This is a genomic window from Mucilaginibacter sp. L3T2-6 (assembly GCF_030519355.1).
Classification (GTDB): Bacteria; Bacteroidota; Bacteroidia; order Sphingobacteriales; family Sphingobacteriaceae; genus Mucilaginibacter.
Window position 1 is genome coordinate 24,099 of record NZ_JAUMKC010000022.1, and the last position, 26,882, is coordinate 50,980.

Annotated in this window: 28 protein-coding genes; 8 read left to right on the plus strand and 20 right to left on the minus strand. The window is 43.9% G+C overall.

The genetic code is table 11. From position 1 onward, the window contains the following. Positions 1-20: 20 nt before the first annotated feature. A complete protein-coding gene (locus Q3W13_RS20315) occupies positions 21-551 on the minus strand; it encodes a thioredoxin family protein (protein ID WP_302867021.1) in 531 nt (176 codons plus the stop codon). 421 nt (positions 552-972) lie between these two features. On the opposite strand from Q3W13_RS20315, the gene Q3W13_RS20320 reads away from it, so the two are divergent. After that, positions 973-4,305, plus strand: coding sequence for a vitamin B12-dependent ribonucleotide reductase (locus Q3W13_RS20320; protein WP_302867023.1), 3,333 nt, complete (start codon positions 973-975; stop codon positions 4,303-4,305). Positions 4,306-4,618: 313 nt separating this feature from the next. Here the strand turns inward: Q3W13_RS20320 and hpt are convergent, their stop codons facing one another. Further along, positions 4,619-5,158, minus strand: coding sequence for a hypoxanthine phosphoribosyltransferase (gene hpt / locus Q3W13_RS20325; protein WP_302867026.1), 540 nt, complete (start codon positions 5,156-5,158; stop codon positions 4,619-4,621). A gap of 54 nt (positions 5,159-5,212) precedes the next feature. Between hpt and Q3W13_RS20330 the strand changes: the two genes are divergently transcribed. Then, positions 5,213-6,448, plus strand: coding sequence for a pitrilysin family protein (locus Q3W13_RS20330; RefSeq protein ID WP_302867028.1), 1,236 nt, complete (start codon positions 5,213-5,215; stop codon positions 6,446-6,448). A 17-nt stretch (positions 6,449-6,465) separates the two neighbouring features. Next, positions 6,466-7,038 (plus strand): peptide deformylase, encoded by a 573-nt coding sequence (gene def, locus Q3W13_RS20335; RefSeq protein ID WP_302867029.1) that lies wholly within the window; start codon positions 6,466-6,468, stop codon positions 7,036-7,038. Between the two features lie 225 nt (positions 7,039-7,263). On the opposite strand, the gene Q3W13_RS20340 is transcribed toward def, so the two are convergent. From Q3W13_RS20340 to Q3W13_RS20350, 3 genes are all read right to left on the minus strand, one after another. After that, positions 7,264-7,902, minus strand: coding sequence for a hypothetical protein (locus Q3W13_RS20340; RefSeq protein WP_302867031.1), 639 nt, complete (start codon positions 7,900-7,902; stop codon positions 7,264-7,266). Between the two features lie 110 nt (positions 7,903-8,012). Beyond that, entirely contained in the window at positions 8,013-8,291 is a 279-nt protein-coding gene (locus tag Q3W13_RS20345; RefSeq protein WP_302867032.1) for a NifU family protein, read from the minus strand. 88 nt (positions 8,292-8,379) lie between these two features. Beyond that, entirely contained in the window at positions 8,380-9,465 is a 1,086-nt protein-coding gene (locus Q3W13_RS20350) for an Mrp/NBP35 family ATP-binding protein (protein WP_302867035.1), read from the minus strand. Between the two features lie 183 nt (positions 9,466-9,648). Here Q3W13_RS20350 and Q3W13_RS20355 point away from each other — a divergent pair, with 183 nt between their 5' ends. Beyond that, a complete protein-coding gene (locus Q3W13_RS20355; protein ID WP_302867037.1) occupies positions 9,649-10,614 on the plus strand; it encodes an NAD-dependent epimerase/dehydratase family protein in 966 nt (321 codons plus the stop codon). 99 nt (positions 10,615-10,713) lie between these two features. On the opposite strand, the gene Q3W13_RS20360 is transcribed toward Q3W13_RS20355, so the two are convergent. The 5 genes from Q3W13_RS20360 to Q3W13_RS20380 all read right to left on the minus strand — a co-directional run bounded on the left by Q3W13_RS20360 (position 10,714) and on the right by Q3W13_RS20380 (position 13,998). Then, positions 10,714-12,027: a carbohydrate porin gene (locus Q3W13_RS20360; RefSeq protein WP_302867038.1), complete on the minus strand. Its 1,314-nt coding sequence runs from the start codon at positions 12,025-12,027 to the stop codon at positions 10,714-10,716. 100 nt (positions 12,028-12,127) lie between these two features. Beyond that, the gene (locus Q3W13_RS20365; protein WP_302867040.1) at positions 12,128-12,769 is read right to left on the minus strand and encodes an HD domain-containing protein; all 642 of its coding nucleotides are present in this window, start codon (positions 12,767-12,769) and stop codon (positions 12,128-12,130) included. 5 nt (positions 12,770-12,774) lie between these two features. Next, on the minus strand, positions 12,775-13,386 hold the full coding sequence (locus tag Q3W13_RS20370; protein ID WP_302867041.1) for a SprT-like domain-containing protein: 612 nt from the start codon (positions 13,384-13,386) through the stop codon (positions 12,775-12,777). 79 nt (positions 13,387-13,465) lie between these two features. Further along, on the minus strand, positions 13,466-13,732 hold the full coding sequence (locus Q3W13_RS20375) for a lipocalin family protein (RefSeq protein ID WP_302867045.1): 267 nt from the start codon (positions 13,730-13,732) through the stop codon (positions 13,466-13,468). Continuing rightward, the gene (locus Q3W13_RS20380) at positions 13,672-13,998 is read right to left on the minus strand and encodes a lipocalin family protein (RefSeq protein ID WP_302867047.1); all 327 of its coding nucleotides are present in this window, start codon (positions 13,996-13,998) and stop codon (positions 13,672-13,674) included. The genes Q3W13_RS20375 and Q3W13_RS20380 overlap by 61 nt, the downstream gene beginning before the upstream one ends. Before the next feature lie 134 nt (positions 13,999-14,132). Here Q3W13_RS20380 and Q3W13_RS20385 point away from each other — a divergent pair, with 134 nt between their 5' ends. From Q3W13_RS20385 to Q3W13_RS20395, 3 genes are read left to right on the plus strand one after another with little or no spacing between them, the layout of a single operon-like run. After that, positions 14,133-14,471 (plus strand): helix-turn-helix transcriptional regulator, encoded by a 339-nt coding sequence (locus Q3W13_RS20385; RefSeq protein ID WP_302867048.1) that lies wholly within the window; start codon positions 14,133-14,135, stop codon positions 14,469-14,471. Continuing rightward, positions 14,455-14,913, plus strand: coding sequence for an SRPBCC family protein (locus Q3W13_RS20390; protein WP_302867049.1), 459 nt, complete (start codon positions 14,455-14,457; stop codon positions 14,911-14,913). The genes Q3W13_RS20385 and Q3W13_RS20390 overlap by 17 nt, the downstream gene beginning before the upstream one ends. A 50-nt stretch (positions 14,914-14,963) precedes the next feature. Then, entirely contained in the window at positions 14,964-15,752 is a 789-nt protein-coding gene (locus Q3W13_RS20395; protein WP_302867051.1) for an alpha/beta fold hydrolase, read from the plus strand. A gap of 43 nt (positions 15,753-15,795) precedes the next feature. Here Q3W13_RS20395 and Q3W13_RS20400 read toward each other — a convergent pair whose 3' ends face one another. From Q3W13_RS20400 to Q3W13_RS20410, 3 genes are all read right to left on the minus strand, one after another. Continuing rightward, positions 15,796-16,305, minus strand: a complete 510-nt coding sequence (locus Q3W13_RS20400; RefSeq protein ID WP_302867052.1) for a DinB family protein — start codon at positions 16,303-16,305, stop codon at positions 15,796-15,798. A gap of 159 nt (positions 16,306-16,464) precedes the next feature. Next, positions 16,465-16,857 (minus strand): DoxX family protein, encoded by a 393-nt coding sequence (locus Q3W13_RS20405; protein WP_302867054.1) that lies wholly within the window; start codon positions 16,855-16,857, stop codon positions 16,465-16,467. A gap of 213 nt (positions 16,858-17,070) precedes the next feature. Next, complete coding sequence (locus Q3W13_RS20410) at positions 17,071-17,790, minus strand: zinc metallopeptidase (protein ID WP_302867055.1); 720 nt, start codon at positions 17,788-17,790, stop codon at positions 17,071-17,073. Between the two features lie 117 nt (positions 17,791-17,907). On the opposite strand from Q3W13_RS20410, the gene Q3W13_RS20415 reads away from it, so the two are divergent. Continuing rightward, the gene (locus tag Q3W13_RS20415) at positions 17,908-19,062 is read left to right on the plus strand and encodes an FAD-binding oxidoreductase (RefSeq protein WP_302867057.1); all 1,155 of its coding nucleotides are present in this window, start codon (positions 17,908-17,910) and stop codon (positions 19,060-19,062) included. A 204-nt stretch (positions 19,063-19,266) separates the two neighbouring features. Here the strand turns inward: Q3W13_RS20415 and Q3W13_RS20420 are convergent, their stop codons facing one another. From Q3W13_RS20420 to Q3W13_RS20450, 7 genes are all read right to left on the minus strand, one after another. Beyond that, positions 19,267-20,070: a phytanoyl-CoA dioxygenase family protein gene (locus tag Q3W13_RS20420; RefSeq protein ID WP_302867059.1), complete on the minus strand. Its 804-nt coding sequence runs from the start codon at positions 20,068-20,070 to the stop codon at positions 19,267-19,269. Between the two features lie 45 nt (positions 20,071-20,115). Further along, positions 20,116-21,189, minus strand: a complete 1,074-nt coding sequence (locus Q3W13_RS20425) for a GNAT family N-acetyltransferase (protein WP_302867061.1) — start codon at positions 21,187-21,189, stop codon at positions 20,116-20,118. A gap of 191 nt (positions 21,190-21,380) precedes the next feature. After that, positions 21,381-22,280 carry a glycosyltransferase gene (locus Q3W13_RS20430; protein WP_302867062.1) on the minus strand — a complete coding sequence of 300 codons (900 nt, stop codon included), beginning with the start codon at positions 22,278-22,280 and terminating at the stop codon, positions 21,381-21,383. Positions 22,281-22,348: 68 nt separating this feature from the next. Beyond that, a complete protein-coding gene (locus Q3W13_RS20435) occupies positions 22,349-24,301 on the minus strand; it encodes a nucleoside-diphosphate sugar epimerase/dehydratase (RefSeq protein ID WP_302867063.1) in 1,953 nt (650 codons plus the stop codon). Then, complete coding sequence (locus Q3W13_RS20440) at positions 24,298-25,356, minus strand: GNAT family N-acetyltransferase (protein WP_302867065.1); 1,059 nt, start codon at positions 25,354-25,356, stop codon at positions 24,298-24,300. Before Q3W13_RS20440 ends, Q3W13_RS20435 begins: the two co-directional genes overlap by 4 nt. A 19-nt stretch (positions 25,357-25,375) precedes the next feature. Next, entirely contained in the window at positions 25,376-25,888 is a 513-nt protein-coding gene (locus tag Q3W13_RS20445) for a GNAT family N-acetyltransferase (RefSeq protein WP_302867067.1), read from the minus strand. Then, on the minus strand, positions 25,885-26,856 hold the full coding sequence (locus tag Q3W13_RS20450) for a hypothetical protein (protein ID WP_302867068.1): 972 nt from the start codon (positions 26,854-26,856) through the stop codon (positions 25,885-25,887). Before Q3W13_RS20450 ends, Q3W13_RS20445 begins: the two co-directional genes overlap by 4 nt. Between the last annotated feature and the right edge of the window lie 26 nt (positions 26,857-26,882).

Here is a 26,882-nt window from a genome sequence, read left to right on the forward strand (position 1 = left end):
CAAATTGCATCCCTTTTCCTTTAACTGGCCTTCTTTTCGTAACTTCTCGGATCGAGCGCTGCAGGCGACCAATTCTTGAAAAACTCCATTACTTTCGCTTTACTGTGCCCCTTGCCCTCTTCCAGGTAGCTGGAATCTTGAGTATGCAGTCGGTTACCTTTGTCATCTAAAATAACAAACACCGGGAAACCAAAACGCTGCGGATAGCCCAGCTCGGCCAACAGCTTAGTATTTTCGTTTTCCGGGCTCCAGTTTACGTGCACTATTTCGTAGTTATCACGTACATATTTATTCAGGTCGGCGTCGTGTGTAACCAGGTCGTTAAAGCGGATGCACCAGATGCACCAGTTACCACCTATCTGCAACAGTACATTTTTGTGCTCAGCCGCAGCCTTTTTAACCGCAGCGGCGATGTCTGCTTTAGCATCAGCATTTGGATGATACAGTTTAGCGGTATCAGTTGGCTTTACAGCGGCGGTTGTAGTGGTGGTTTGGGCTCTGGCCGCTAAAACAATAGTGGTGAATGCAGCAATGGCGATTAACTTTTTCATATCGATGACGTTGATAATTAGTTTACTAAATTCTGCATTAAAAATTGGTTATGCAAATCAGCGGGCCCTGGTTTGGAGGGCTATATGCATCAACACAATTCATAAATAAATGAACAAAAAGCCAACCGTTTATAACTTACAAAGCCGGATTTAAATCATATTAAGTCAGGTTAATGCGCTTTTTTAGCAGACTTCTGCCGTATCCTTCGGAGCGGATGCCAAAAGGGTATTGGAAAACGTTTTCAACATTTACAACCAACTACAAATCAACTATTTACTTACATAAAGGCCATAAATCAGGGCTTCTCCACCGGCTGTGGAAAACTCTGAATTGAAATAAATTATAATCAGTAATAGCTTTACTTAAAACACCCCGAAGTTTTTTAAACGTACTTTTTTTGCTTACTACACTTGTATCGTTATGAGAGCTGACATATACAAAAATAAATCTGCTGAAACTGCTAAAGGTTTAAAAGTTGAAAGGTACTTTACTAAAGAAGGCACAAGCGTTTTCGATTTATTTAAGTATGAAAAACGCTCTTCAGTAATCCGTAATCCTTCGGGCGATGCGGTATTCGAAATGAATGACGTGGAAGTGCCTGCTTCCTGGAGCCAGGTAGCCACTGATATACTGGCGCAGAAATACTTCCGCAAGGCAGGCGTCCCTCTGCCGGATGGCGCCACAGGCTCCGAGAAAAGCATTAAAGAGGTGGCCAATCGAATGGCGAAATGCTGGAAAGACTGGGGCGAGCGCTATGGCTACTTTTTATCGCCGAAGGACGCGGAGATATTTTACGACGAAATAGTTTACACCATAACTGGCCAGCTGGCGGCTCCAAACTCACCGCAATGGTTCAATACCGGTTTACATAATTCCTACACTATCACCGGCAAGCCGCAGGGGCATTATTATGTTGACCCGGTTACCGAAGAGCTTTGCAAATCAACCTCGGCATACGAGCGTCCGCAACCGCACGCCTGTTTTATATTGTCTGTTGATGATGATTTAGTGAACGAGGGTGGCATAATGGACCTTTGGGTGCGCGAAGCCAGGATATTTAAATATGGTTCGGGCGTTGGCACCAACTTTTCGAAAATAAGAGGAGACAATGAAAAGCTTTCGGGTGGAGGCTATTCGTCAGGGCTGATGTCATTTCTAAAAATTGGTGACCGGGCGGCAGGAGCTATCAAATCAGGGGGCACTACCCGAAGGGCGGCCAAAATGGTTTGCCTGGACTTAGATCATCCGGAAATAGAGAACTTTGTAAACTGGAAGGTAGAGGAAGAGAAAAAAGTGGCGGCGCTGATTGCTGCAGGTTACTCATCAGATTATGAAGGCGAAGCTTATCGTACCGTATCAGGCCAAAACTCCAACAATTCCGTTCGCATACCAAATTCTTTCTTTAAGGCGCTAAAAGAAGGTAGTAGCTGGGACTTAACCAGCCGTATGACCGGCAAGGCTGTAAAATCTGTCTCTGCACAAAAACTTTGGGATGATATTGCTTTTGCTGCATGGGCATGTGCCGACCCAGGTGTACAGTTTGACAGCACGATAAACGAGTGGCATACCTGTCCGCAGGGCGGCCGCATCAACGCATCGAACCCATGTTCGGAATACATGTTCTTAGATAATACGGCCTGTAACCTGGCCTCGGTTAACCTGGAGCATTTCTTTGATAAAACTACACGCATATTTGATGTAAAAGGCTTTGAGCACACTTGCCGTATATGGACTATCGTGCTTGAAATATCCGTATTGATGGCACAATTCCCATCGAAGGAAGTTGCACAATTATCATACGACTACCGCACGCTTGGCCTTGGATACGCCAACCTGGGTTCGGCGCTAATGGTAAATGGCATTCCTTACGATAGTAATAAGGCCCGCGCAGTCGGCGCCGCTATCACCGCCATCATGACCGGCACCGCTTATGCAACCTCTGCTGAGATGGCCCGCGAATTAGGCGCCTTTAAACGCTTTGAACAGAACAAAGAACACATGATGCGTGTGATGCGCAATCACAGATATGCTGCATACAACAGCACAGGCAATTACGAAGGGCTTGAAATTGCCCCTCCGGGAATTGATCAGGCCGACTGCCCGGACTACCTTTTATCTGCCGCCTGCAATGCATGGGACAAGGCCGTCGAAATGGGTGAGCAATACGGCTACCGGAATGCGCAAACCACAGTTATAGCTCCAACCGGTACCATAGGCCTGGTGATGGATTGCGATACAACCGGTATTGAACCTGATTTTGCGCTGGTGAAATTTAAAAAATTATCGGGTGGCGGTTACTTTAAAATAATCAACCAGGCAGTTCCTGCTGCATTAAAGAATCTGGGCTATACCGAAAATGAAGTTGCTGCCATTGTAAATTACGCCAAAGGTACGGCTACGTTAAAAGGCGCGCCGCATATCAATCTTGAAACTTTAAAAGCAAAAGGGTTAACCGACAATGAATTAGAAAAGCTGGACAAGGGCATTATTTCGGTATTTGAAATAAGCTTTGCATTTAATGTGTGGACACTGGGCGAGGAATGCCTGAAGCGTCTTGGGTTTACGCAGGAACAATACAGTGCTCCCGATTTTAACCTGCTGCGTGGTCTGGGTTTTTCCAGAAAAGAAATTTCCGAAGCCAATGAGTACGTCTGCGGTACCATGACCATTGAGGGTGCGCCCTACCTGAAGCCGGAACACTACCCCATATTTGATTGCGCTAACAAATGCGGCATTAAGGGCGAGCGCTATATCCACTCGCACGGCCATATCAAAATGATGGCGGCCGCGCAACCTTTCCTGTCGGGCGCCATATCAAAAACCATTAACCTGCCCAACGAGGCTACAGTGGATGAGATAAAAGATTGTTATGAGCTGTCGTGGCAGCTGGGCTTAAAGGCCAATGCACTTTACCGTGACGGCTGTAAGTTATCGCAGCCGCTGTCTACCAAGTCTGACACGAAGGAAGAGGCCGCCGAAAAATTGGATACTGTTGAGGAAGTATTAGGCCAGGCCGCCAATGTGAAGCTAAGCGATTTAACCAGCGAACAGGTTATTGAGGCGGCGATGGCCATCATGGAGAAATCCAAAGACACTAATTTTATGCGCCAGCTATCGCGTGTGGTGCAGAAAAAGAGCCTGCCGTTTAAGCGCAGGGGATATACGCAAAAAGCAAGCATTGGCGGCCAAACGGTGTTTGTCCGCACAGGCGAGTACGAAGATGGCACTTTGGGCGAAATCTTTGTGGACATGCATAAAGAGGGTGCCACCTTCCGCTCGCTCATGAACTGCTTTGCCATAGCTGTTTCAGTCGGCCTGCAATATGGCGTGCCGCTGGAGGAATATGTAGAAAAATTCACCTTTACACGTTTCGAGCCGGCCGGCATGGTAGTTGGCCATGCAAATATTAAGAGTGCGACAAGTATAATTGATTATATTTTTCGTATGTTAGGGTACGAATATCAGAACCGTACCGACCTTGTCCACGTATTAACGGAACATAACGGCTTTGCCGGCAATCCCCAGATGGATGACGGCGATTTTAATACGGATGAAAGCAACGTATATGAACCGGTTAAGCCTGTGGCAGTAGCAGCAGAAAGTAGCGGTAAACTGGCGAAACAGTTTAGTGTTGATTTGAGCATGGGCGTGCAAAGCGACGCACCGGCCTGCAACACCTGCGGACATACAACTATCCGCTCGGGCACTTGCTACAAGTGCTTGAATTGCGGCGCATCGATGGGATGCAGTTAGCAAGGAATTCCGGAAATTGGAATTTTGATTACGGAATTTTGAAATTGAGAAAGATTTGTGCGGATAACAGGTTATAGGTGCAGTAGATGACGATGATAAGGCAATGACAAATGACTACTGACCAATGACCTTTAAAACAGGCGTTTTGTGTTCAGTTTTATAGTTTACTTTAGTTAGCCCCGGAGTAGTTTACCGGGGCTTTTTTGTGACCATGCCGGTAGTTTTTATTATTACGCGGTTTGTACCGCATACAAATTCCGACTCATGCAGCGTTATAAGGTTGATTTAACCTGAAACGCCGCATTCTTCCAAGTCATCCCACCTTTTTATAAATGTCCTTCAAATTTCTTCCCAGTTCCTGGTAATCCAATCCGTACCCTACCACAAACTCATTTCCAATCTCAAAGCCCACGTATTTCAATTCTTCAACCGGTTTTAGTAATGCAGCAGGCTTTAGTAACAGCGAGCACATTTTTAATGATGCAGGTTGTTTAAGGCGAAGCTTTTCCAGCAGGTAATGTGCCGTATTGCCGGTATCAACTATATCCTCAATCACCAGCACATCGCGGCCTTGTATGGCTGCATTTAGTTCTATATCCTCCCTTATTTTCATTGTGCTTTGCGTTCCGCCGTGATACGATGCCAGCTTGGTGAAGGTAATTTCGCAGGGAATATCTAGCTGTTTAACTATATCGGCAAAAAACAAAAAGCTGCCATTTAAAACTCCGATCAGTACCGGGACTGTACCCTTGTAATCTGCACTTAATTTCCGGGCTATGGTATCAACACGCGCAGCTATATCGGCGGCGGCGATAAACGGTTCAAAAGTAAGGCCGGCTAAACGTAGTTCCATGAGGCAATATAACTAATAAATGACGTTATTAAAACCTATCTTTGCCCCTCAACAATGACAGAAGACCACTACGTTCATACCCTACCCAACGGCATCCGGATTCTTTTTAAGCATGCACCGTCGACTATAACTCACTGTTGCTTTATTGTTAATGCCGGCTCGCGGGACGAGGCTGAAAATCAGGCTGGACTAGCCCATTTTATAGAACACCTGTTATTTAAGGAAACTGAACGCCGCAGTACCAGTCAAATATTAAACCGACTAGAACTTGTAGGCGCTGATTTAAACGCCTATACCACCAAAGAATATACCTGCGTGCATGCTTCGTTGCTAAACCAACATTTGGAACGCGCCATGGATTTGTTTGAGGATATTTTATTTCATTCAACCTTTCCGGAAGATGAGCAGGAAAAAGAGCGCGGGGTAATCCTGGATGAAATTGCTTCCTATCTGGACCAACCCGAAGAGGCTATACAGGACGATTTTGAAGAACTGCTGTTTAAGGGGCATCCGATGGGAAACAACATACTCGGCACACCCGAAACTGTTGCAAGACTCAACAGGAAAGACATTGATCAGTTTATTGCAGCCAACTATAATACCTCCGAAATGGTTTTCGCCGTCTTTGGCGATTATGACTTTAAAAAAGTGATTAAGCTGTCAGAAAAATACTTCGGGCCGGTACCCGCAAACCATTCAAAAAAACAGCGGGTGACGCCACCAGGAATACTGGCATCCAAAAGTATTTCTGCCAAGCCGATCTCACAAACGCATTGCATTATCGGGAGCCGGGCTTATTCATCGTCCCATCAATATAAAAATGGTCTGCTTCTTTTAAATAACCTATTAGGTGGTATTGGCATGAGCAGTCGGTTAAACCTGGAGATACGTGAGAAATATGGTATAGCCTATACCGTGGAATCAAATTATACCAGCCTGACGGATACGGGCATTTTCTCTATTTATTTCGGCACGGACAAAGAAAAGACGGATAAGGCAATGAGGTTAGTCCATAAGGAGCTAAAGAAACTACGGGATAATAAATTAGGCTCTTTACAGCTGCACCAGGCCAAACAGAAATTTATAGGCCAGATTGCGCTTGCGGAGGAAAACCGCATGAGCCTGATCATTTCCATGGCTAAAAGCCTGCTCGATTTTAACTATGTTGATACGCTGCACCAGGTTTTTGACAAAATCAATGCAGTAACTGCCGACCAACTGTTAACCATAAGCAATGAAATATTTGATGACAGCCGTATGATTACCTTACTATTTGAGCCTAAGCAATAAAGCCGTATTTTTGTGTCATGAAGTTTCCCATAATTGCATACGGCGATCCTGTTTTACGAAAGAAAGCTACGGCTATTGAGCCGGATGAATATCCACATATAAAGGAGTTGGTTGCCAACATGTTCGAAACAATGTATGGCGCTCATGGTGTTGGCTTAGCTGCCCCGCAGGTTGGCTTGTCAATGCGGCTGTTTGTAGTTGATGCTCACGCCTTTTCAGACGATGATGCAGACTTAAAAGATTTTAAGAAAGCTTTTATTAATGCTGCCATCCTTGAGGAAACCGGTGAGGAGTGGGCCTTCAATGAAGGTTGTTTAAGCATTCCCGAGATACGTGAGGATGTGTACCGCAAGCCTGTTATCCGGATTTCATACTATGATGAGGACTGGAAGCATCATGAAGAAACTTTTAAAGGCATGGCCGCCCGCATTATCCAGCACGAATATGACCATATAGAAGGTAAGCTGTTTACTGATAAACTGAGTCCGCTGCGCCGCCGCATGCTGGAGAAAAAGCTGAACGATATATCAAGGGGCATTGTTGATGTCGATTACAAAATGAAATTCCCGGCGATTAAGAAGGGAAGGTAATTTTTAGAGTCAATAGTCAAGAATAGCGTTCTTGCCAGCCCCATCGGGAGCCAGATAGTTGGTAGAAACCATAACAACCAAGCAAAGCGTGCCGCAGTCACGAAATACCTTGCAGGCATTGACGGCATAGAATATATAGCTATTGCACGCAAAGAACCTTTTGATTAATTGTTCTTTAATATTTTGCGGGCATATCAAAAACGGGGTGTAAAATCGGATACAGCTCTAATTCGTACCCGGCGACCTTGCCTTATCCCCCTCGGAGATTTCTTTAATCAGGCTGCCCCAATTGAAGGGGTTAAGTAATGGGTTGGTGATAGAATGCGAATTAACTACGCTGTTGTGAAAATCCTGGAAACCATTCATTTCCGAACCATCCCTTGGGAGGGTCTTTTGCAAGCTTAGAATGGAAGCGCGGCTTAAATTTTTCTGGGCGATGGCAAGGTCGTCATCGGCGATCTTCATGGTAATAAAATCTTTCCGGAATTCTTCGGTAGTTGCCCACGGGAATACTTTAAATACCGGCAGATTGATAATTTCCGGTTTTAAATCAACTTCGATAGTATAGCTTTTGTTAGCCACATTGGCAGGGATTACTACAGTAGTTGAAGCATAGCCAACCGATGAAAACCTCACGGTATCCTGCTCATGCGCAGGGAATGAAAAATAACCTTTATAGTTAGAAATATTAACCTGGTTTTTATTTGTAGTATTTACGATACTTACGTAAGGTACAATTACCGAAGTACTGTCAGCATTGTGTATTACGCCACTAAACTGGATAATGGGCCGTTCCTGCTTCTGCTGCGCCAGAACAGCGGTCGCTATAAATAAAAAGAAAAGAAGACCAGATAACTTCTTCATTTAGGGGGTTACTTTTTATAATTCTACCAGTTTTACGGATAAAAGTTTCAAACGTTCAACAAAAATATATTATTGCAGCAATGCGGTCTGTTATTTAACAAAACTTAACACTACCGCATATTTTCAGGAAGCACCGCATTCGGGTCATCTATATCAGTCAGGTTTATTGCTTCTACGGCTTTAACCTCCGGTACAGCTTTTTTAATCGCTTCCTCAATGCCTGCTTTCAGCGTCATGATACTCATCGGGCACGAGCCGCAGGCGCCAAGCAATTTTAGCTTAACAACACTTTCAGACGTAATCTCCTCAACCGAAACGTTCCCTCCATCTGCCAGCAAATACGGTCTTATCGTATCTAAAGCTGCTTCCACCTGGTCTAATAAACTCATTTTCGCTATTTTATAAAGTAAAATTACTAAATATTTTTAATTTGAGTAACAACACTAACGCCTTTGGCTCGTCCGTAGTTACACGTAATTATTGGCCGGCTGTGGTTTTCTCAAACGCCTTTGCATTGCTTATGGCCACCTGCTGTGCCACGCTTTTAGCCATTTCTATAAATGCTCTGGCCATTAGGCTTTCTTCGTCCAGCACGATCGGTTTGCCCTGGTCGCCGCTTTCGCTGATGCCCTTCACCAGGGGGATTTCACCTAAAAACGGCACATCCAATTGGGCCGCAAGTTTCCTGCCCCCCCCTTGCCCGAAGATATAATACTTATTTTCGGGCAACTCCGCCGGAGTAAAGTATGCCATATTCTCTACTACGCCCAGCAGCGGCACATTAATGGCCGGCATCATAAACATGCCTATTCCCTTTTTAGCATCGGCGAGAGCAACATTTTGCGGGGTGGTTACAATTACCGCGCCGGTTACCGGGAATGTTTGTGTAACGGTTATATGGATATCCCCGGTTCCTGGCGGCAGGTCGACTACCAGGTAATCCAGTTCGCCCCAGTCAGCATCGTTAAATAACTGCTTTACTGCTGTTGATACCATTGGGCCGCGCCACGGCACAGGTTGGTTAGGGTCGGTAAAAAAGCCTATTGAAAGTAACTTTATACCATATTTTTCAATTGGCTCAATCCGTGTTTTTCCGTTTACTTCACTTGCTTGCGGACGTGCATTTTCCAGGCCGAACATAATAGGAATTGACGGTCCATAAATATCCGCATCGATCAGGCCAACCTTTGCCCCGGTTTTTGCGAGGCCAAGCGCGAGATTTACCGCTACGGTAGATTTGCCCACGCCGCCTTTACCAGAAGCTACCGCAATAATATTTTTGACACCCGGCACTCCGGTATTCCTCTGCGAGGTTACCCGCGAGGTCATGTTAATGTGTATCTCAGCGTCCTTGCTCACAAAGTGAAGTACAGCGTTGCGGCAGGCATTCTCAATCATTGCCTTCAATGGGCATGCCGGCGTAGTTAATACCACAGAAAAACTTACCCGGTTACCTTCTATCTGAAGGTCCTGGATCATGTTTAGGGTCACCAAGTCCTTTTTCAGGTCAGGTTCCTCAACATTGCCCAGGGCTTGTAAAACTTGTTCGCGTGTTATGGTCATAATGTAAAGGCAAATTTACCTAAAAACCACGGGAAGTAGTGTCATTTGTTAGTCGGGAAAGTTAGCAAAGTCTGAAAGGAACAAAAGAAAATGAAGTTCTAAAATCCTGCAATCTTTTAATCCTACGAATCTTAGCTTACATTTGCGCACCGCTTTGATTATCCCGATGCGGCAGATCAAAACATGATATTAGTTACCGGGGCAACGGGTTTTTTAGGTTCAGAAGTAGCGCTGCAATTGGTGCAGCAAGGCCATTGCATACGCTGCACCAAACGTACAAGTTCGGCTATTCCCTCCATACTTCAGGCATTTAGCAGCCAGATTGAATGGGTAAATGCTGACCTGCTCGACATCTTTGCACTGGAAGCCGCGCTTGAAGGCGTAAAGCAGGTCTACCATAGTGCCGCCTGGGTCTCATTAAAAGAGGCTGATAAAAAGCAGATGATTTATACCAACATAACAGGTACCGCGAATTTGGTGAACCTGTGCCTGCAGCAGGATCTAAAGCTGCTGCATGTAAGCTCGGTGGCTGCAATCGGCCTTGCCAAACCCGGCGACCTGATAACCGAAAACCATCATCTCGACCTGGCTACTGAAACCGACGGCTACGCTATTTCGAAACTGGAAAGCGAGATGGAAGTATGGCGCGGCATAGCCGAGGGTCTGGATGCGGTTGTTGTTAATCCAACAATCATTATCGGCCCCAATGCAGGGACTGCAGGCAGCGGACAACTATTCGAAACTGTCCGCAAAGGGCTAAAATTTTATACAGAAGGCACCTGCGGCTTTGTTGATGTTCAGGATGTGGCCCGTTGTATGATAACTCTTATGAATAGCGATATCACTGCGGAACGCTTCATCATCAGCAGCGAAAACCGTGATTACAAATCCCTCACAGCCGAAATTGCAGATTGCTTTGGCGTAAAACGACCGTCAACCCTGGCCAAGTCATGGATGCTGGCCGTCGCGTGGCGGGTCGCAAAAATTGCCAGCGCATTAACGGGTAACCCGCCTGCTATCGATAAAATATCAGCCCAGGCAGCAAGCATGGAACGTAATTACGATAACTCAAAAATCAAGGCAGCTATCGGGATCGAGTTTAAGCCGGTAAGCGAGACCGTTAAAGAAGTTTGTGAAGCGCTGAGTTAATAGGCAGATTTTTGATGTTCTAATATGCTGTGAAAATCAAGACATTGATTGGTCTGCCTGGTCGCACATTCGCATATCATTTTCAACTATACATCCAAACTAAAACTCCACATGCGCCCTTATCGAGAATACATTTACCGGTCCCCGGTCTTTGTTATAACCCGGATTTAAAATGAACTGGTAATCCGGCGTTATAAAAAATTTCTGCTGGTAAGCATTCAATTTATAGTAAAGCTCAGCTATCACCTCGGGTGCATAATTGAGTTTGCCATCGCCAATTAAAAATCCATAACCGCCGGCAGCCAGATAATTTTTATGCGGACCGGATAGGCCGTTGCCAATAAAGGCCAGGCCTAACTCGTCATCACTACGCTTCCATGAAACTCCTTTTAGCACGCCGCCAAATGTCAATGAGCGGTCAATCTCGGTAAAAAACCAGGTTTGGGTATGCCCGTCGTTCCAGCTTGCTTTGGCAAAAACGCCAAAGTCATTGCTTAAATATTGATCGGCACTTACACCAAAGCCGTATTTATGACGACCATACAACTGCGTAGTATCAACATTTAGCGCTGCAGGATTTTCCGCGATGGCCGAGTTGTAATTACCGAACTTTCCGTTATTCCGGAAAGCCAGCAGGCGAACGGTTCCTTTTTGCCCATCCAGCGTATATCGTTTTTCAAATTCCAGCGTTTGTGTATTGGCTTTGCCGATTTTGGCATCCCAGGTGGAGGAATTGGCTTGGGTTACCACCATGGTAAAAGCAAAGCGCAAAGTCCAGCTCGGCTGACCAAGTTCTGCCACACCGCCAATGGTATAGCCACGGGTATTAGCAGGGTAATCCCAGGCGCCGTTGTCCATCAAGGCCCAGTTCATGAATTGTGTCCGTGGGTCATGACTGAACTCATTGCGATCAAAAAAATCAGCCATGCCAAATTTACCGGCAGTTAACGAAAAATAGCGTTTGCTTCGCAATCCGCCCAGAACATTGGCATCAGGCTGTAGCGTGTCTTTTTCGGCGCCCCACTCAAAATTTTGCTTCAGATAAAGCCTTGCAATGTAGATTTTTGGTTCAGCGGCGCCTACGCGGAAGGTTTCGCCGTTAGGGAAGCCAGCCACACCCAGGGTTTTACTTAAGCCCGAACCACCCGAAATTTCCGGGTTAAAATAAGCTTCGGCACCTTTCCAAAGCCGTGCGCCGCCAAAAAATGTCGAGGTAAGTGAGCTTTGTGTTTCTTCCCCTGTCGAAAGACTATTTAAACCACTATAATTTGCGCTAAATGATGGTTTATATTGAGTAATAATGGTTTGTTGAAAATGAAAGCTAAAGCGCTCCTGCTTTACGGAATCTTGTGCACGACTCGTTTCCCCGAGGACGAAAAATAATGCAAAAAGAACAAGTATATGTTTTTTCATAGAGAGATTTTTCAATTTTATTTAAGCAAATCTAATAATAAATTTAGGCAAGCCTAAAAATAAACTTCAAATATGTCTTTAAGCTTGAATTTTCCATCTATTAGCACTCCGAATAAAATTGCTCCAGGTAAACCAACATGAAATTGTGCCGTTGTTCAGCAAGTTTCTTACCGGTCGTAGTATTCATCTTGTCTTTAAGCAGCAGTAATTTTTCGTAAAAATGATTGAGGGTGGGCGCTTTTGAGTTCTTGTATTCCTCCTTGGTCATGTTAAGATTAGGTTTTACATCCGGATTATAAAGTTCACGGCCTTTAAAACCACCATAGTTAAAAGCGCGCGCTATACCGATGGCGCCAATGGCATCCAGGCGGTCGGCATCCTGCACAATGTCGAGCTCAAGGGAGTGAAATTCCTTCTTTTCAAACCCTGACTTAAAAGAAATGTGCCTGATGATTTGCTGAACATGATGAATAACGGCTTCCTTAACATCCAGGCTGCGTAAAAACTCGCCGGCTAATTTGGGACCAATTTCTTCATTCCCGTTATAGAACTTAGCATCGGCAATATCGTGCAGCAGGGCAGCCAATTCAACGATAAGCCCATCTGCCGACTCAGTTTCAGCAATACGTTTAGCATTCTGCCATACCCGGTTGATATGCCACCAGTCATGCCCGCCCTCGGCATCCTTCAGAGTTTGCTGCACAAAGGCTGCGGTTTTTTCAATCAATATAGAATTTTCCATAAGTATTAATCGGGAATCAATTCAACCTCGGCTACCGGGCTGAATAAATAAACCCGTTGTGAACTCACTTCAACACATTTATAACGTTTGCGCAGTTTCTCTTCCTTTCGGAATATGCGGCCGTCTTTCAGTTTAAACATCGCTTTGATGGGTAGCTTCTCAACCGTAATTACCGATTCCTTAGGTACATCATATTTACGCAGGGTCCGATACAAATTAAGGTCGGAGCAACTGGAAGCTGCGGGGTTATTCAAATAGCTCACAATAGCGCGCTTAATATCAGCGGGGAAAACTTCCTTTTCAAAAAAAGGTTGCATCATCCGCTTAAAATTAAGCTTCCATTCAGTACCATGCGGTTTTGCTTTATGTTTGTGCTCGTTCCAGGTATGCAAATGAGCAAACTCGTGAACTGTAGTCACCAGGAAAGCGTAGGGGTTTAGATCAAAATTTACCGATATGCGGTGCCCTTTGTCGCCATGCGGCGGACGATAGTCGCCAAACTTGGTGCCGCGATTGCGCGAGATCTTGAATTCACATTTAAAGTAGTCAATCCAGCGACCGATCAGCGGGGCTGCATCAGGTGGAAGATACTTCTCGAGAACTTTTACCTTATCCAATTTTTACCTCGGTGCAAAGATAGTTATTTTAAGGATTGCACCGATTTGGAAATTGATTCACCGATCAGGCAAAATATCTTCACACCCACTCCAATTCTTCCACCTTAAATCCGGTCTTCCAGGCTAGCGATAAAAACCGGGATTTAATATCGTCAGGTATCGTCATTTCGCGGGATAGTATCCAAAGGTAATCCAACCCGCTCCCTGACACAAGGGCATAACGGTAGTCAGCATCAATAGCCAGGACATTATATGAAAGATAAAATGGCCCGAAATAGGATACCATCAGCATACCCACATCCTGCGGCCCCCCCCAAATTTGATGGTGCCGGTTGCTCGTCTCCATTTATTCTTTTTGAAATTATAGGCTTTGGTAACAACCTTAAATTTACCATCGCCAATAGCAGAATATTCTTCAGTTAAATTTTTCAGGTTCTTTTCAACTGAATTAGGCAGGCGGGCTATTTCGTACCATTTGCCCAAGTAGCGGTTCATATCAAATGGTTTTACTGGAACAGCGCCGGCAGGGAAATCTCTTGCCAACAGGCTATAAACTATTGCGCCTATGCCTGCGCCGGCCAGCGTGGCTAGTAGCCAATTTTCTTTTTTCATTATACTTTAATAAAAACCCGCGGTTTTTGTTTGAGAAAAAGTCAACTACAGCAATCACCAATGAAAATGAAAATAAATTTGCGCAAGCAAATACTTGCATATATATTTGAGCAAGCAAAAGCTTGCACATAATTATGAAAACAAGAAGAGACGTTTACCAGGCCATAGCTGACCCTACCCGCCGGGCTATTATTAACATGATAGCCACGCAACCTCACAACGTAAATACCATTGCCGAAAAATTTGACGTAACCAGGCAAGCAATATCGCTGCATGTACAAATTTTAATTGATTGCGGACTTGTTAAGGTTACGCAGCAGGGCCGCGAACGGGTTTGCGAAGCTCAGTTGCAGGAACTGAGCGAAGTATCGGCGTGGGTAGACCAATACCGCCGGCATTGGGAAAATAAGCTTGACGGAATGGAACAATATATAGAACAACTAAAAAAAGAACGATATGGAAAACAGGAATAACAGTACGGCAGACAGGGAGCTTTTATTAACACGGACACTTAACGCACCCGTTGCATTGGTTTGGGAGGTGTGGTCAAAACCGGAGCATATTGCAAAATGGTGGGGCCCTTCGGGTTTTACAAATACCATCAGCGTTATGGATTTTCAGCCCGGCGGCAAATGGACCCTGGTGATGCACGGCCCGGACGGCATGGCTTACCCCAATGAAAGTACTTTTTTAGAAGTAATAACGAATAAAAGGATAGTTTACGAACATACCTCCTATCCGCATATAATAGCCACCATTGATTTTGAAGATCTCGGCGAACAAACCAGACTAACATGGCACATGCTTTTTGATTCGCGTGAAGACTTTATAGCAGTGGCCAAAAAATACCAGGCTGAAAAAGGTCAAAAAGAAAATGTGGACAAACTGGAAGTTTACCTTGAAGGAATGAAATAACCTGGAAACCAATGAAACGTTTTGCAATATTAATTTTAAGCTTAATGACAATGAAAGCATCAAATTCAAATGCAGAAGGTAAATATGCCGATATAAACGGCATAAAAATGTATTACGAGATACACGGCAGCGGCTACCCGTTGGTACTGCTGCACGGCGGTGGCTCTACCATAAAAACAACATTTAGCGCCATACTGCCTGAGCTTGCAAAAACACACCAGGTAATTGCAGTAGAGCTGCAGGCACACGGCCACACCGGCGACCGGGACGCACCGGAAACATTCGATCAGGATGCAGCGGATGTGGCAGAGTTATTAAAACAACTCAACATACCAAAGGCCGACATCTTCGGTTTCAGCAATGGCGGCCAAACCGCTATGGTAATGGGGATGAAACATGCCGACAGGGTAAATAAACTTATTATTGCTTCTGCTTTTTATAGCCGCGATGCCGTTCCCGAAGCATTTTGGGAAGGCTTTAAAGACCCAAAATTCAGCGATATGCCTCAAATCTATAAAGATGAATACCTAAAAATAAAGGACCAGTCAGGACTGATGAACATGTTCAAAAAAGACGCGCAGCGTATGGCTAATTTTAAGGGCTGGACCGACGAAGAGATAAGCTCAATAAAAGCGTCCTCATTAATTGTGATAGGCGATCAGGATCTTCCTTCGCCGGAACACGTTGCAAAAATGCATCACCTCATTCAAAACAGCCGTTTGGCTATATTGCCGGGTACTCATGGCAGCTACATGGGCGAAGCGATGTCGTGGGGTTCGCAGAGCAAGATACCGCTGCTGTTTGTCGAGCTGGTCAATGAATTTCTGACCGCCGGATAAATAATAGTTTAATGACATTCCCGGGCTTCCGGGACGGGAATGCTTAATGCATCACCAAGGCACTAACCTGGGCCAAATGATGGTCATCATGCTCGGCGACAAAAAATGCCAGATCGATAACCTTCATTGGCGTTTTTAACCTTGGGTGCAACGATGTTTTTTCCAGATCCTCCTCCCCGAGGGCTCGTAGTGCTGCAACAAATTTCGCTCTAAGCGGCCTGAATTCAGCGATAAGTTCTTCAAAGTTCTTCGAATCATGCGGGGCTTCGTGTGTTTTGCGGTTGGTAAGGTCAGCAACCTTCATATCCTGATCGGCGGCGATGATTTGCTGGAGCCGTTCAAACCACAGCGATTCGATATCCGCCAGGTGGCCTATCTCTTTCTTTAATGACCATTTGCCATCTGCGGATTGAGGATTAAAGTCTTGCGTAAAGTGTTTAACCTTTTCAGCAAGGCGGGCCGGAGTACCTTCAAGGCGTTCAATTATTCCGGGCAATAGTCCGTTATCAGTAATCGGCGGGAACCCCCGCTCAAACCAGTTTGTCCTTCGCATAGCAGATAGGATTATATAACTCAAATGTAAATGTTGTTTTATAATGCGCAGGTAAAAAAGCGGTATTTCTTTAATGGGGCGTTCAACCCGTGCAAAAACAAACGCCCGTCCGATCTGACTCGGCGGGCGCTTGTTTGTATTATTTCTAAAGAGAGGGGATTACCTGCTTAAAGGAAAAAGCTCCCGCAGCCTTAAATTTCTTAGCCAAAGCCCCGCCCATGCAAATACCGCCAAATAAACCGGGAACAGCACATTACCAAAAAGTGATAGATCGAGCCTGAAATTTGTCGCTATCGCGCCGCCAAAATAGCCTGTTAATACGATTGCTCCTAAAACCGATGTGCGGGGGATTGCATAAAGCACAGCAGACAATACCGCCAGAAATCCAATAACGGAGATATGATGTTCTGCATAACCCAGTTGAAGGGTAGTGTCAACCACTATTTTTGGTTTCATAAACTTCATTATGCCATCAAATAACATAAATAATACAACTATTGCACTTAGTACGCGGCCTGTCCATAATTGACCTTTAGAGATTGCTGGTTCCATTTTTTGTATAGTTTGTGTTTAGATTGATTAACTAATGCAAACTTAGTACGAAATAACAGCGGGACGTGAGGTGAGAAAGTGACAATTGCAGGGGGAGAAATTGTAATAATAAACTATCCGACGGCAAATACCGGATTTGGCATGATACATCGTTTATATCATGCCAAAATCCTGAAATTTCTGCTTCGCTCGTCTTTTGGTTAGAAGACAGGCTTAGTCTCGCCTGTTAAACAGAAAAGATGCATAATAAACAAGCGTAGCCAAAGCGCTTAATGCCGCGACTACATAGGTCATCGCAGCCCACCATAAGGCATCTTTTGCCTGTTCGTGTTCCTCGCGGGTTTGCATAACGTTGTAATTATTATTCAGCCACGCCAATGCCCGGTTACTTGCATCGAACTCTACCGGAAGCGTTATAAAGCTGAAAGTGGTAACTAACGCCAGGGCGGCCACTCCAATTGCCAAAACCCATGGGCTGTGCGCAAAAAACAACAGCAGCACACCAATAAACAGCGTGAACTGTGTTATGGTTGACGCAACATTAATAACCGGCACCATGGCCGAACGGAAGCTCAGCCAGGCATAGGCTTTTGCATGCTGCACCGCGTGACCGCACTCATGAGCCGCAACTGCAGCCGAACCCACACTACGGCTGTTATAAACATCGGGGCTAAGGTTAACCGTTTTATCGGCTGGATTATAGTGGTCGGTAAGCTGTCCTTCAACTGAGGTTACCTGTACATCGTAAATGCCGTTATCGCGCAGCATTCGTTCCGCCACCTCTTTGCCCGACAAGCCTGACAACAGTGGTATTTCCGCATATTGATTGAATTTGCTTTTAAAACGCCACTGGACAATGAAGCTCACCAGTGCGATCACTATCATTAAAAACCAGGCTGAATTGTAGCCTATAAACATCGCTATGTGATTCATATTATTAAGTTTTAAGTATCTAAGCCAATTATAAGTCCGGTTGCAATTTTTATATTTGACCTGCTTACTACTAGCTGATTCATCAATTCAAAAAGCATTCCGTAAAACAATAACGTCTTGAAAGGAAATACATTTTCATACTGGGAACGAACTGCATTTATCGATAATACCGATGCGATCATCATCGGTAGCGGACTGGTTGGCCTCAATGCAGCGCTTCATCTAAAAAAACAGCAGCCTTGGTTGAATGTATTAGTATTGGAACGCGGTTTTTTACCTACGGGCGCAAGCACCAAAAATGCCGGTTTTGCCTGTTTTGGGACAGTTTCGGAGCAGTTATACTATTTAAAGCGCTCGTCAGAAGCGGAAGTATTGCGAATGGTAGACTACAAGTGGCGGGGCTTACAAAGATTAAGACAGAACCTGGGGGACAAAAATATTGATTACCAGCAAAACGGCGGGTATGAATTGTTTATGAACGGCGAGGCTGAAACAGCCCGGCAAAGCATTGAACAATTAACATATTTTAACAATCTGCTGGGGAAGGCAATCGGCTCAAGCGACATTTATTCAGTGGCCAATGCCAAAATTGCAGACTTTGGTTTTCATAAAGTCAGCCACATGATTTATAACCGGTATGAGGGCCAACTACATACCGGCAAAATGATGCGGACGTTGCTGAATAAAGCACAAAGTCTGGGTGTAATCATTTTGAATAATTGCGAAATTCAAAAAATAGAAAATGAGGGTACTGGCGTATCACTTCTTACCTCGCAGGGAACATTCAAAACCCCAAAAGTAATACTGGCGACCAATGCCTTTGCGAACCAGCTGTTTCCGGAACTGAAGGTCACCCCTGGCCGTGGACAGGTGTTGGTAACCAAAGCGATTCCCGGTCTGAAGCTGAAGGGCACTTACCATTTTAATGAAGGTTATTATTATTTCAGAAATATCGATGGGCGGGTGCTATTTGGTGGCGGGCGCAATATAGATTTCGCTGCCGAGCAAACCTGGGATTTCGGCCACACAGAAAAGGTAAAAAATCAATTGATAACCTATTTAAAAGAGGTTATCCTGCCGGGTCAGCATTTCGAAGTCGATTATTGGTGGAGCGGTATTATGGGTTTTGGAGAGGACATCAGCCCGATAGTTAAGCAGGTTGCGCCAAATGTTTATTGCGCGGTACGTTGCAATGGCATGGGAGTGGCTATGGGGAGTTTGGTGGGTGAAGAGGTGGCAGAATTGGTGTTAAAAACTGGTTTGCAGAGATGATTTTGGAGTTGTTACGGGCGGCCTGCTGACTGAGAGACCGGAAAAAAAAACGGCGTTAGGATTTATACTAAGGGTGGGGGTTTTAAATGCGAAAGGGCCCTTATGATTGAAGATACTTGTACTGAAACCTAAGGAATAGACAGGCGCAAAACAGAATAAGTACAATCAGGGGCCCTATTTCGGCTTAATGCTAAGCAATGCTGTTCAACCCTGGCCGGGCTGATACATTCTTTTTTCAACAGGCTGATAGTATTCTTCCAGATTTTCGGGAATCCTGGCATTGTAGCCTAAAACCTGTCTCAGGTCTTCGCTCAAACTCTCTCCATATTCATAACCTAACGATCGAGGATAATCCAGCTGGGGCTTGAAGAAAGGGCGGGTAAAGGCCATAGTCAGCGTCCTTCTTTTTCCATCGGTATTGTTTTTTCCGGTTGCATGCCATACGTTCGAATCGAACAAGATAATACTACCCTTTTTAACTACGGCGCGGTCGGCATTTTTATAAAAATAATCGTCGGTCGGTCTTTCTTCGCGTTTATGAGAGCCTGATAAGAGGTAGGTCGCGCCATTTTCAAGGGTAAAGTCGTCCAAAATCACCATCATCTGGATCATTAATTTGTAGTCGCCGGTAAAGCTCCTTATATCCCGGTGAACATTTTGAACGTAAGGCATGTCGCCTTTTAAATTTATAACGGCCCCCAATGAGTTAAGGATATAATTCCCCTTCAGAAAATGCCTGATTTGAGCAGCGCAAAAATTTCTTTCCAGGAATTCCATGGTAAAAGTATCTTTTTCGACGAGGTGGTGCAGCGTGCCGTTCATCGCGGCAGCTATTCCGTTTTTAATCTGAATTTTGCGCCGTGCCTCATAAGACGGCTCAAGAGAATCGGCAATTTTATTAATTAACGTGTCGTCCACTGCGTCTTCATAAACAATCCAGCCATACTCTGCCATAATTTCATCAAATGCAGCGAGGTCGGTGTTAGGGTAGCTTAATTTATTTTTCATGATTTAATTAAAAAAGGGTTAACTTAATTTAGGGCCGTATCAAACTTAATCTGATACTTCAATGCTCGAAATGTACGGTTGGGTTTGGTTTGCCGGCTTCCGGTATAATGGGAAGTAATTTTGTTCATAATAAACTTCATCGCGTCTGTTTAAAACAAGGTTATTATAAGCGTCTGCATCGTTAACATAGCACCATATCTGGTCTGCCAGTTCCAGCTTTGAGAAATATCTTTTAAATTCAAACAGCGAGTCTTGTTTCCCTCCCAGGCCACCGCCTAAGTGAAAAATTTTCTTTCCCAGCCTGCGCCCGATCACACTTATCTCGTCTGTCAACAATTTGCTGGGAGATTCCTTCAGATATGATGGAGAGGTTGCCGATAAATGATTCCGGATTATCTCACCGGAAATTAAGAGGAGAGCACCGCAAATAAGTTCGTCGCCATTATAAATGGCCAGCAGTTTGTTTTCAAATCCCTCTGCGTTAAGAAGATTTGCGAAGTATTGCTCGTCAAAATAATAATGTGCCGACGCATTCACCCTTTTCATATTTTCCCAATACATTTTCGTGAAGTTTTTGATACCGTCGGCAGTGTTCAGTTCTTTTATGGTATAATTTTTTTCACGCAGCTTCCTTATTTGCCGGGCGAGCCTTTTATCATACTTATCTCGCTGCTCTTCCGCGGATTTGGTCAAATCGATATAGAGCGTACTTCCATTTGGTCGCACACCACCAATGTTTTGTAATATGTGCTGTTGATTGATAAAGGGATGCAGCCTCGCGAAAATGCAAACAGCATTTTGCGTGGTCATAAAATTTATAAACGCGGTCTTAAATTGATTAGCTACTATTGACGGTAATTGAGCAAGGTTGATATTGGAAAAGGGACCGCAATACCCATAGGCCGACGTCATATCACAAAAAGATGAATTTTCTATTTTTCTTTTAATTAACGGCAGGGCTATAAAAAGGCCATCAGTTTCATACACAAACAGAAGCGGTTCACCCTCGGTGTTCAATGAGTAATAATACCATGTGTGAAAAATTTCGTGCATTAACGATCTTTCTGTATAAGCATCCCATTCTGTTTTATTTCTGATAACAAAACTTTGATATTGCATAATTAAGCGTGATTAAAGGCCTTTTGATTGTAAACGCTGTCTTTGGTTGGCGGTTACCAGATGAAGCACAGAAAGCCTTGCAGCTGTACCTGTTTGGCCGGTTGATTCGGCGGCAAAAAAGCATAACGGCAGTTGATTATTAAAAGTGATCGGCTAGTTGTGATAGTTAGGTAGCTATAAAGTTAAATCCATCACGTGACGATGTAATTAACAATGACGACAAAAGGAACTGCCCGTAACAGATATCTTACTGTGTTGTAAGCCTTAGCTACCCTTAACTTTCTTAGTTCAAACAGCAGGTATTTCTTTACGTATAACAACAGCAGTTTTTTCTTGTGAACGGTCTGGTAGGTAAAGTTTGTAATAATGAGATTAAAATCGCTGATCATCTTCTCCATCCTTGCGTCGTTCCTGATCATGCTCCATATGCCACCGGTGTGATTGCGGTAGCAACTCATTACCTCGGGCATTACATAAATTTTACGTCCCGTAATAAATGTAGCGAATATCTTGAGCAGCTTATCCCCTGCATGACATTTAACGTACCAGGGTTTTTCAAAAATCTGGTTCACCGCCGGGATATTTCGATATACCACCGTTGCTGTTTTGGTTTCAGCCTGTTTTCCAACCAGCAGGTCGTGGTAGGTATATACCAGGGGCACAGGGTTTGGGCTTACATGTAACGTATTATTATCCGCATCTATAACGCGTGTATAATGACAGCAAATAACATATTCCGGGTTTCTTTCTAAAAAATCAACTTGCTTTTGAAGCTTAAGGGGATCTGTCCAATAGTCGTCACCATCGCACACCGCTACATACTTACCTTTACAGGCAGTGGCAGTTTTAATCATGTTACGGTGCGCCCCGGTGTTTTGCGGAGCCGCCAACACTTTTAGCTTATCAGGATATGCTTGCTTGTAGGTTTTAAGCACTTGTAAAGTTTGGTCGGTTGAGCAATCATCGCTTACAACAATTTCATATTTAAAATCTGTTTTTTGCATTAAAAAACTTTCCACTGTTTGTGCGATAAATTTTTCGTGATTATAGGTTGTACAGCAAATGCTAACCATCCACTCATCTTCTTTCATTATGTATTGTTTTAATTATTGTTTAGAATGAATTATCAGGGTGATAAGGTTTGCGAACAGAAAGCAGGTCAAACAGCGGCATTTAAAATTCTGGCATCAAGTTTTTCAAACTCCGAATTATTGCTTATAAAATCAGGTACGATCGATTTCATCTTTAGCACCACCAGGTCAGTATTGTTATCCATGTTCAGCTCCATTAGTTCGTTGATAGTGCTATTCACCTCCGCATAACAATTTGGTATGGTTTTAGAAATCTTAATGTCCTTATTGTACGTTGGTATAATTTCTTCTTCTTTATTCAGCAATTCTTCGTAAAGTTTTTCGCCCGGCCTCAAGCCGGTAAAAACAATTTTTATATCCTCGCCGGGTATATGGCCAGCCAACCTAACCATGTTAGCGGCCAGGTCGGCTATTTTTACAGGTTCGCCCATGTCGAAAAGAAATATCTCACCGCCATTTCCCATTACTGCCGCTTCAAGAACCAGGTGTACCGACTCAGGGATAGTCATAAAATAGCGTGTGATTTCGGGGTGGGTAACAGTAACAGGCCCTCCGCGTTGAATTTGCGCTTTAAATCGTGGAATAACGGAGCCGTTTGATCCAAGTACATTGCCAAACCGGGTGGTAATAAATTTTGTTTGACGAAATGCCGCTTTTGGAGATTCGTTATTAAAAGGATAATTGGCAGTTAAAGCGCTGTTTAGTGATTGAATATACATTTCGGCAATACGCTTGGACGCGCCCATAACATTGGTTGGCCTTACCGCTTTGTCAGTGGAGATCATGATAAACTTTTCTACCCCATACATAACTGATATATCGGCCAGGTTTTTAGTTCCCCAAATATTGGTAAGCACCGCCTCGGCAGGATTATTTTCCATCAGCGGCACATGTTTGTACGCAGCAGCGTGAAAGACTATCTGGGGCCTGTGTAAATCAAACAGGGCCCTTACCCTTTGGGCGTTTTGAATGTCACAAACAAATATGCTTGTTCTATTAGCATGTTCCCCATCTTCAATTTCCATCTGTATATCGTGAAGGGGCGTTTCGGCCTGGTCACAAAGTATAATGCATGCCGGTTCATAACCCAGCACCTGCCGCACTATTTCCGAACCGATCGAGCCCGCGGCGCCGGTAATCAAAATTCTTTTCCCCTTCAGGTCATCAAGAATGTGATCTTTGTGTAAAACAATTGGCGCCCGTTCTAACAAGTCCTCAATCTTCAGGTCTTCAAACTGGTTCAAATTAGGCTGGCCATTTAGCCAGTGGTCTGCGGGTGGGACAGTTACCACTTTAATACCCAATTCTATACATTTTTCAATCGCCTCTTTTTTACCATCAGTCGTCAGCTCTTCATTGGTGACAAGCATTTTTTTTATAGCAAACCTTCGCTTTAAACTTTCTATTGCCTTCAGCGGGTAAACTTGCTTTTGCTCAATACATTTATATAGCTTATCAGGCCCGGAATCTACAAAGCCTTTAACATGGGTTATTGCACCCTTTTGAGCTTCAACGGCCCTCTTAATCAGGATAGCCGTCGAATCGGCGCCATAAATAAGAATATTATCCTGGTCAGCCGCCAGGGGCGTATCAACATACATAAACACGTCTTTTACAGTAATCCGCATGGCCATCAATAACGATGCTGAAATAAAGAAGTTTATTAGAATAATATCATCCAGATCGTGAAAGCTGAACCTGAAATAAGAGGCAAACAATAATTTGCAACCTGCCAGAAACATGGTATTGCTTAGTAAAACCGCGGCAATGATCCGGAGCATATCCCGTGTATTCGAATATCTTACAATACGTCTGTGTATGCCCATCAGCAAAAAAACAATAGCCGCGCTGCCGCTATAAAAAATTATGTAGTATGCGTTGTCAGGCGAAAGGTTTTGTTTATTTTTCAAGAAGAATGAAAGACAAAGCGACAGAACCACAATTGCCATATCAGTTGTGAAAACCAGCCAGCGGGAGTGAAATTTCTCCTGGAACAAAAGGTTTTTGAAGTGTAAAATCATAGCGAATGCGAATTAGTAAGTTGTGGTATTTGCGCATAACGATATAAAGGGAAAAAATCAACCCCGGTGTTCTCGTCGATCCCTTTTTCGTTCAATAGCAGCTGATACACCGGCGCATTGGCAATATAGCGCCAGGTTTTAAAGCCGAGGGTATTATCTGTGAAAGATAATTTCCATTGGAGAAGGCTATCCTCTTTAAAACTGAGCCCGCCGCCCAGGTTCATATAGCGCATGCCATCCCTCCTGCCCATTTGTGTAATCTCATCTACTAAAAATTTGGTGGGGCTGTATTTAAGGTATTCCCTGCGGGTGCCTACCAGGTGGGCCTGTATAATTCCGTTTGTAAACATTATCATGGTGCCGGCAATTGGTTCATCGCCGTCGTACACGATTAAGACGCGGGTATCATACTCGTCGCTCTCATATAATTCATGAAAATATTCATGATTAAACAGATAATATTCAGATGCATCAACCCGCTGCATCGTTTCCATGTAGATGCTTATAAATAAATCAATTGCCTCCGGCCCTTTTTCTTCTTTTACAGTAAAGCCCCGGTTTCGGGCTTTTCTGATCTGTGCTCTTACAGCTGGGCTATATCGTTGTCGTTGTTCCTCTAAACTCAACGATAAATCCAAAACAACTACGCGGCCATTGTCGTGTACGCCGCCAAACCTTTCCAAAAGGTTACCCTGCTTAAAAAATGGGTGGAGCCTTAAAAAAACAGAAACATAGTTCTCCTCCTGCAGATAAATCATAAATGCCGATTTAAAACTATCCGCCAGGTGCTCATCAAGCTCATCCATTTTTCTGTTGGAGATTGGCCCCGAGAAACCGTACACACAGGTTAGATCAGAGTAAATTGTTCCCGGAACAGGCCTTGCAACCAACGGCACTGCAATAAAATCATCGTGTTGCTGGTAAACGAACATTATCGGATCGCCGCTTTTTTCAAGCGAGTTGTAATGCCATGTATGGTAACAATCAAATTCTGCTGCCCTTCGGACATAGTATGTCCATTCCGCCCTATCGCGGATAGTGATAATCTTTGTCATAAAACAATAGTTTAAAAATTCAGGATTTTTTATGTAAGTCTTCCATTGCAAGAAATTTAGGTTTTGCAATATTCATTATGATAAATTCATTGTCGTGGCCGGTAATTTCGAACCCTGCTTTCTCATAAACATGTAACGCGGCTATATTTGTAGGGTGTACCCTTAGCCAAATATTTTCGAGTTCTAATTCCATAAATCCGTGGCGGAGTATGTGCATTATGGCCTGGTAGCCAACACCCTTACGCCAGTATAACTTATTGCCAATAAACAAGTGGATCTCGGCGCTATTGTCTTTGATATCCACGAGCCGGATATTACCAATATAAGTATCGAGTTCCTTAACACAAATAGCAAAATTTGCCTGATCTGGCTGTCCGAGAATGCCCTGAAGCCAGGCCGTTTCAATTTCCGCAGTTATGTACCTGGTCATTTTTTTCATGGTATACGTCCATATTTGCGGATCGTTTCGCCAGGCAAATGAGGTTAGGGCATCTTCAATAACCAGGGGCCTGATGTATATCGAAATGATCATATAAACTGCTTTAGGATGGTTAACATAAAAAACATGTCAGACAGGCTATACCTGTGGTCAATAGGCAATGCCACCAAACAACGGGCGAGGTAGTTTTCATACATCCCGGTGGTAGTCCATTCAAACACGTTAGGCCAGTAGGTGGCCACATATATCTTTTTCTGGATCAGGTGCAGCTTTAATTGCCGGTCGTCCGCTAAAAATGGGTAAACCATTGGCGATTCATCATCAGGAAAATCGAACTTGAAGAGGTTCTTGTCTTTTAAATGTTTATGCAGAAAATTAAAATTCCGTTTCCTTACCCTCGCACATTCAGCATAATCAATCCCTGACAACAGCTTCCTGGTGACGTTTGACATCGCCATAATATTATTATTGCAAAGCACATGGTTGTTCGCTTTATAGTCAGCGTATCCTGCTTCAATGCCAAGGTCAATGCTTTTTATCAGGTGCGAAAAACGGTTAAACGATACATCAACCGGCAGTTTACGGTGTGATTTTTTGCTGATCTGCAGATAAGACCCATCGGGAACACCGAAAAACTTTCGGCACGAATAGAATGTATCAATACCTGGCAATGGCTCAGAGAAAAAAGCCTGGCTGTTATCAATAATAAGGTTACTGATACGGTTGCTTAAGTCGATTACAGTATTTTGTTTGATTCCGAAATAATTTGTATACAAAAAGCATGCATAAGTTTCAATTTCAAAATTGATGATCGGGTCGAGATTCTCATCAATTGAGTAAAACTGGTGTAAAAGTCCCAGCTTGCGAATGGGTTCAAATAAAACATCACAGGTAAAAAACGGCACGTAAATTTTTTCATAGGCCTTTTGTTTTAAAATATATTCCAATGCATTGCGGCCTGTGTTCAACCGTAACAGGTTAGGATAATATTCCTTGCCTGCGTGCAGCTGCAATTCAATATATCCTCCCATATAGGCAGGAACATTTTTAACTTCGCTCATAAAAATAATTTGATGTTGATGGTTTT